We start from the raw sequence: 5709 nt of genomic DNA on the forward strand, positions 1-5709 counted from the left end.
GGCCGGCAGGGCGGCGGCGGTCAGGGCCAGGGCGGCGAGGGGAGAGACGAGAAGCAGGCGCATGCGGTCCTCTCGGGGAAACCCTGGCCAACCGTCCGGCGGCTCCTGAGTTCCCTAATCCTCCCCCGAGCGAAGCGGTGGGGGAGGGGGACCATGCGAAGCATGGTGGAGGGGGCTCCAGCGAAGTGGCTCGCCTCAGCGGCGCCAGCGCGCCAAGACGAGCCCCCTCCACCGCCTTCGGCCCAGCCCGCGCCGTGGGCGCGGGCGTTCTTCGCGGCGATCGACAAGTCGTTGTCGATCGCATCCGGCCTGCTCACGCAGGCCGGCGCTCATCACCCCCTCCCCCAGTGGGGGAGGATTTACCGAGCCCTACTTCTCCGCCTTCGGAGCCGCCGCCGGCTTCAGCCAGCGGTCCAGCCAGGTGGTCATCTCCCACAGGGTGTGCAGGTTCGATTCCCGCGCGCGGTAGCCGTGCGCCTCGTTGGGCAGCACCACGTAGCGCACCTGGGCCCCCACGCCCTTCAGGGCGGCGTAGAACCGCTCGCTCTGGATCGGGAAGGTGCCGGAGTTGTCGTCCGCCTCGCCGTGGATCAGCAGGATCGGCTCGTTGACCTTGTCGGCGTAGGTGAACGGGCTCATGCGCGTGTAGGTGCCTTCCGCCTCCCAGTAGGTGCGCTGCTCGGACTGGAAGCCGAACGGCGTCAGGGTGCGGTTGTAGGCGCCGGAGCGGGCGATGCCGGTCTTGAACAGGTCGGTGTGCACCAGCAGGTTCGCGGTCATGAACGCGCCGTAGCTGTGGCCGCCCACGGCGATGCGGTCGCGGTCGGCGACGCCCATCTCCACCACCTTGTCGACCGCCGCCTGGGCGCTGGCCACCAGCTGCTCGACATAGGTGTCGTTCGGCTCGGCCCCGTTGGCGCCCACGATCGGCATGGTCGGGTTGTCCAGCACCGCATAGCCCTGGGTCAGCAGGAACAGGTGGCTGGCCCCGGTCGGGCGGGTGAAGCGGTTGGAGCGGTCGACCGTCTGGCCGGCCACCTTCGCGTCGGTGAACTCGGCCGGATAGGCCCACATCAAGAGCGGCAGCCGCCCGTCGCGCTTGGGATCATAGCCGGCCGGCAGGTACAGCGTGCCGGAGAGCGGCACCCCGTCGGCGCGGGTGTAGGTGATCTGCTGCTTGCTGACGCCGGCGAACTGCGGGGCCGGGTCGACGAAGCTGGTCAGGGCGCGCGACTTGCCGCCCAGGTCGCGCAGGAAGAAGTTCGGCGCGTCGGACTGGCTCTCGCGGCGGGTGATCAGCTTGCGCCCGGCCTCGTCGACGATGGCCACGACCGGCTCGTAGGCGCCGGCCTGCGCCCGCCACAGCCGCTGGGTCTTGCCGTCGGCCAGCGTCATGCGGTCCAGGAACGGCCGCGCGCCGGCGGCTTCCGCGCCTTCGCCGGCCAGGAACAGGCTCTTGCCGTCGGGGGTGAAGTGGATCACCTGGCGGCCCTTGCCGTCGGCCTTGGTCTCGATGTCGCCCGGGTCGCCGTACTGGTCCTGGTAGTTGCGCTGGATCAGCACGCGCCCGGCGCCCGGCTGGGCCGGGTTCACCAGGATGCGCTTCTCGTTACGGGTGTTGAACCAGCGGGTGTAGACCAGCGCCGCGTCGGCGCGGCCCCAGTCGACGCCGGCGTAGCGCTGGTCCAGGTCGACCAGGGTGCGCGGCGCGGCCGTGAACGGCGCGTCCTGCATCAGCACGCGGTCGCGGACCTCGGCCTTGTTGCGCGGATCGCCGCCGTCCTGGGCCTCGACCCAGACCAGGGTCGAGGCTGCGTCGGCGCGCCACTCGGCGTTGCGCGGGCCCAGCACCACGGCGTCGAACGGCGGCGGCACGTTGTCGGCCAGCGGACGGTCGACCAGGGTCTTCACGGTGCTCCCGCCGAAGTCGACGACCGCGATCTCGGTCGGGAACAGCGCGGCCGGCACCAGATAGCTGAACGGCGGCTTCACCCGGGTGGTCAGGATCAGCCGGCCGTCCGGAGAGACGCTGGCGCCGGTGTAGAGGCCGGGCGCGCCGACCGCCTGGGTCGCGCCGGTGCGCAGGTCGACGCGGGTCAGCTGCGAGGTGAAGTAGTGGGCGAACAGGGCCTCGTCCTGCGGCGAGGACAGCAGGTCCTGATAGGTGCGCACCGGGGCCGACTTGCCGCCCTGGGTCTCCTGCACCTTGGGGCCTTCCGGCGTGGTCGAGGCGACCGGGGCGGGGCCGCGGCCGGCCGGCACGGCGCGGATCAGGAAGCCCGAGCCGTCTGGCAGCCAGCTGTAGGACGCGCCGAACGCGCCGTTCAGGCCGGGCGCGCCGACGCGCCGCGCGGTGGCGGTCTTCACGTCCGCCGCCCACAGCTCCAGCCCGTTGGCGGTCTCGGCCACGAAGGCCAGGGTCTTGCCGTCCGGCGACCAGCGGGTCTCGGTGAAGCGCAGTCCGGCGGGCAGGGCGACGGCCTTGGCCGGGCCGCCGGCGACCGCCTGGAAGCTCAGCGCGTTGCGCCAGGCCACGCGCGCCTCGATCGGGCCGCCGGTGCGCGGATTGATGCGATAGCCGCCCAGCCGCAGGATCGGCTCCGACACCGCCGCGATGGACGGCAGGTTCTCGCCGCCCAGGATGGCCAGGGTCGAACTGTCGCTGCTCAGGCTGACCTGCGGGGTCGGCGCGGCGTCCAGGATCTGGGCGATCGGCGCCGGCGGCACGTGGTAGGTCTCGGCCAGGGCCAGCGGCGCCGCCGTGCAGGCGGCCAGCAGGGCGGCGACGGCCACGGCCGTCCGGTTGACGCGCAGGAACATGTAGATCCCCCGATATGCTGTGAGGCCGCGCTTCCCCGCGCGGTCTGGATTGTTCGAACTCGAACAATGTCGCGCGGGGGCCGCGAAGGGAAGGGCGAAAGCCCGCCCGGGATTGGCGCCGGGCCTGCCGCTGGCTATCACCGGCTCGAATTGAAGTTCGAGGCCTTCCGATGTCCGACACCCCGCCCGACCGCCTGTCCGTCGATCCCAAGAGCCCGTTCCACGACGAGGCCGTTCTGGCCCGCGGCGTGGGCGTGCGCTTCAAGGGCGAAGAGAAGACCAACGTCGAGGAATACTGCGTCAGCGAAGGCTGGGTGCGCCTGGCCGTCGGCAAGAAGGTCGACCGCAACGGCAACGCCCTGACCGTCAAGCTGCAGGGCCCGGTCGAGCCCTACTTCGAAGACATCCAGCAGGCCTAACCTCCTTCTCCCCCTGAGGGAGAAGGACGGAACCCGCGCCCCGGACCGGCGTCAGCCGGGGAGGGCCGCGCGGGAGGATGAGGGGTCGCTCTGCGGGCGGCCCTTTTTCTTTGTCTGACGCCAAGCTTGACCGTAGCGTTCTCGGAACGCTCACCGGAGCCTCGTGATGCTCGCAGCCGCCGTTTTCGCCCTCATCCTGACCGGCGCCGTTCAGGACGCCGACCCGGCGCAGGCGGCGCGTGACGCGCTCGATGCAGAGGTCGAGGCTCTTGTCGAGAGCGACGCCTTCGCCGCCACGATCCGGGAGCGGCCCTGGGCCAGGGATCCGAACTGGATCACCCGTGGCCCAGGTGCAGTCGGTCGGATGCACGACCTGTGCACCGGCGCGGTCGAACCCAAGCCGGACCTCGGGATCGGTCCGTGGGAGTACGAGACCTTCGATCCCAGGCGGCTGTCTGCGTCGCAGCGTGAGCAGGTGAAGCTGTGGCGCGCCCGCAGCGGCGGCGCGGTCTACTACTGTTTCGCGGCCCTCGAGCTGCACGCCGGCGCGCCGGAGGCGCGTGCCCGGCTGGGATGTCCGTCGCAGGGCGGGATGACCTTCAGCGCCTTCACGGCCTACGTCGAGCGGCGCCCGGAACTGCGCGCCAGCGACGATCTCAGCGGCGTCGCTCTCGCGGCCCTGCGCGAAGCCGGCGCCTGCAAGGGCTGACCTCCCGAGGCTTTGCCGTCGGTCGCCCGCCGTCTAGCTTGCGCGCATGCGCACGCTCGTCCTCTCGCTCGCCCTGTCCGCCGTCGCCCTGCCGGCCGCCGCCGCCGCGCCCGCGGAGACCTTCTTCGCCCAGTTGTCCGCCCTGTGCGGCAGGAGCTTCGAGGGCGAGGTGGTCTCGACCGACCCGGCCGACGCCGACTTCCGCGGCAAGCGCCTGGTGATGACCGTGCGGGACTGCTCGGCCGACGAGGTGCGCGTGCCCTTCGCGGTCGGCGAGGACCGTTCGCGCACCTGGATCGTCACCCGTACAGCGGCGGGCCTGCGGCTGAAGCACGATCACCGCCACGCCGACGGCACGCCCGACGCCCTGACCCTGTACGGCGGCGACACCAGCGCGCCCGGCACGGCCGGCCGCCAGGAATTCCCGGTCGACGCCGAGTCCAAGGCCCTGTTCGAGCGCGAGGGGCGCGCCGCCTCGCTGACCAACGTCTGGGCGATGGAGATCGAGCCGGGCCGCGCCTTCGTCTACGAGCTTAGCCGTCCGAACCGGCTGTTCCGGGTCCGGTTCGACCTGACCCGGCCGGTCGCGCCCTGAACGCCAGCCGCTGGCGACCCGCCGGGGGGAACCCCGGCCCCGCTTTGCGGCTTTGGACGCCCAGGCGGACCTTTCGCGGGGGGACAGGCCATGATCGTGATCGCCGCCGGCATGCAGCGCAGCGGCTCGATCTACTCGTTCAACGTGCTGCGCGACGTGCTGCGGCGGCGCGGCCAGCTCCACCAGGAGCCGACCTGCGCGGTGGAGGCGGCCCTGGTCCGGGCCGAGGCCGCCGGCGCCGACCATGTCCTGCTGAAGGCCCATCACGCCGACGAGACCCTGGTGCGGATGTTGCGGGTGGGGGCGGCGCGGGCGGTTTGCACCGTGCGCCGGCCCGACGACGCCATCGCGTCCTGGATCGAGACCTTCGGCGTCGGCCTCGAGGAGAGCATCGCGGCCATGCGCGTGTGGCTGGCCTTCTACCAGCGGATCCGCGACGTCGCCCTGGTGGTGCCCTACGCCGACGTCGACCGGCGGCCGATCCGCACCGCCTGGCGCATCGGCCGGTGGATCGACCCGCGCCTGTCGCCGGTGCAGGCGATCACCATCGCGCGCCGCCACGCCAAGGCCGCGGTGAAGGCGCGCACGGACCCGCTCTCCCCGCAGGACGCGGGCGTGGCCGACGGCGGGAACAGCTATTTCGAGACGGCGACGCTCTTCCACCGCCGCCATGTCAGCTCGCTGGTGTCGCGCCCGGCCGACGCGCGGCTGGATGCGGACCAGCTGGCGCACGTCCGCATCGCCTTGGGGCCGCAGCTGGCGGCGGTGGGCGATCCTCTGCTGGATCTGCGGTTCGTTTAAGGGATCAGGCGGTCTCGACCACGTGCCGCCCGCGCACCATGCGCACGAACGGCACGGGCCGCTCGGGCCCCTCCAGCCGGGCTGAGATCTCGCTCAGCACGAAGCGGGTGATGGCCGGCAGGTCCTGCTGGCCGGCTTCGACGAGCGTCAGCCAGGCCACCTCGTCCAGCTCGCGGTCGCCGCCGGCCGGCTCCAGGCCCGTCAGCCGCTCGGCGTCGGCCAGGAAGAAGCGCGCGTCGAACCGGCGCGCGCGCCCCGGCGGCGTGATGGCGCGGGCGACATAGCTCAGCGCGCCCAGGTCCGGCGCCACGCCCCGCTCGGTGAAGGCCCGCCAGGGGCCGATCGCCGGGCGCGCGGCCACGGGC

Annotated in this window: 5 protein-coding genes and 1 pseudogene; 4 read left to right on the forward strand and 2 right to left on the reverse strand. The window is 72.5% G+C overall.

The window, feature by feature from the left end; genetic code table 11:
• Positions 1-369: 369 nt before the first annotated feature.
• The gene (locus G3573_RS19485; RefSeq protein ID WP_163263342.1) at positions 370-2820 is read right to left on the reverse strand and encodes a prolyl oligopeptidase family serine peptidase; all 2451 of its coding nucleotides are present in this window, start codon (positions 2818-2820) and stop codon (positions 370-372) included.
• A 170-nt stretch (positions 2821-2990) separates the two neighbouring features.
• Here G3573_RS19485 and G3573_RS19490 point away from each other — a divergent pair, with 170 nt between their 5' ends.
• The 4 genes from G3573_RS19490 to G3573_RS19505 all read left to right on the forward strand — a co-directional run bounded on the left by G3573_RS19490 (position 2991) and on the right by G3573_RS19505 (position 5344).
• On the forward strand, positions 2991-3239 hold the full coding sequence (locus G3573_RS19490) for a DUF3297 family protein (protein ID WP_163263343.1): 249 nt from the start codon (positions 2991-2993) through the stop codon (positions 3237-3239).
• A 166-nt stretch (positions 3240-3405) separates the two neighbouring features.
• Entirely contained in the window at positions 3406-3948 is a 543-nt protein-coding gene (locus G3573_RS19495) for a hypothetical protein (protein WP_163263344.1), read from the forward strand.
• A gap of 46 nt (positions 3949-3994) precedes the next feature.
• The gene (locus G3573_RS19500) at positions 3995-4543 is read left to right on the forward strand and encodes a hypothetical protein (RefSeq protein WP_163263345.1); all 549 of its coding nucleotides are present in this window, start codon (positions 3995-3997) and stop codon (positions 4541-4543) included.
• Between the two features lie 90 nt (positions 4544-4633).
• The gene (locus G3573_RS19505) at positions 4634-5344 is read left to right on the forward strand and encodes a hypothetical protein (protein WP_163263346.1); all 711 of its coding nucleotides are present in this window, start codon (positions 4634-4636) and stop codon (positions 5342-5344) included.
• A 4-nt stretch (positions 5345-5348) separates the two neighbouring features.
• Here the strand turns inward: G3573_RS19505 and G3573_RS19510 are convergent.
• Positions 5349-5709, reverse strand: a pseudogene (locus G3573_RS19510) (NUDIX hydrolase); the annotation flags it as partial.

Source organism: Caulobacter sp. 17J65-9 (genome assembly GCF_010975005.1).
Taxonomy (GTDB): Bacteria; Pseudomonadota; Alphaproteobacteria; order Caulobacterales; family Caulobacteraceae; genus 17J80-11.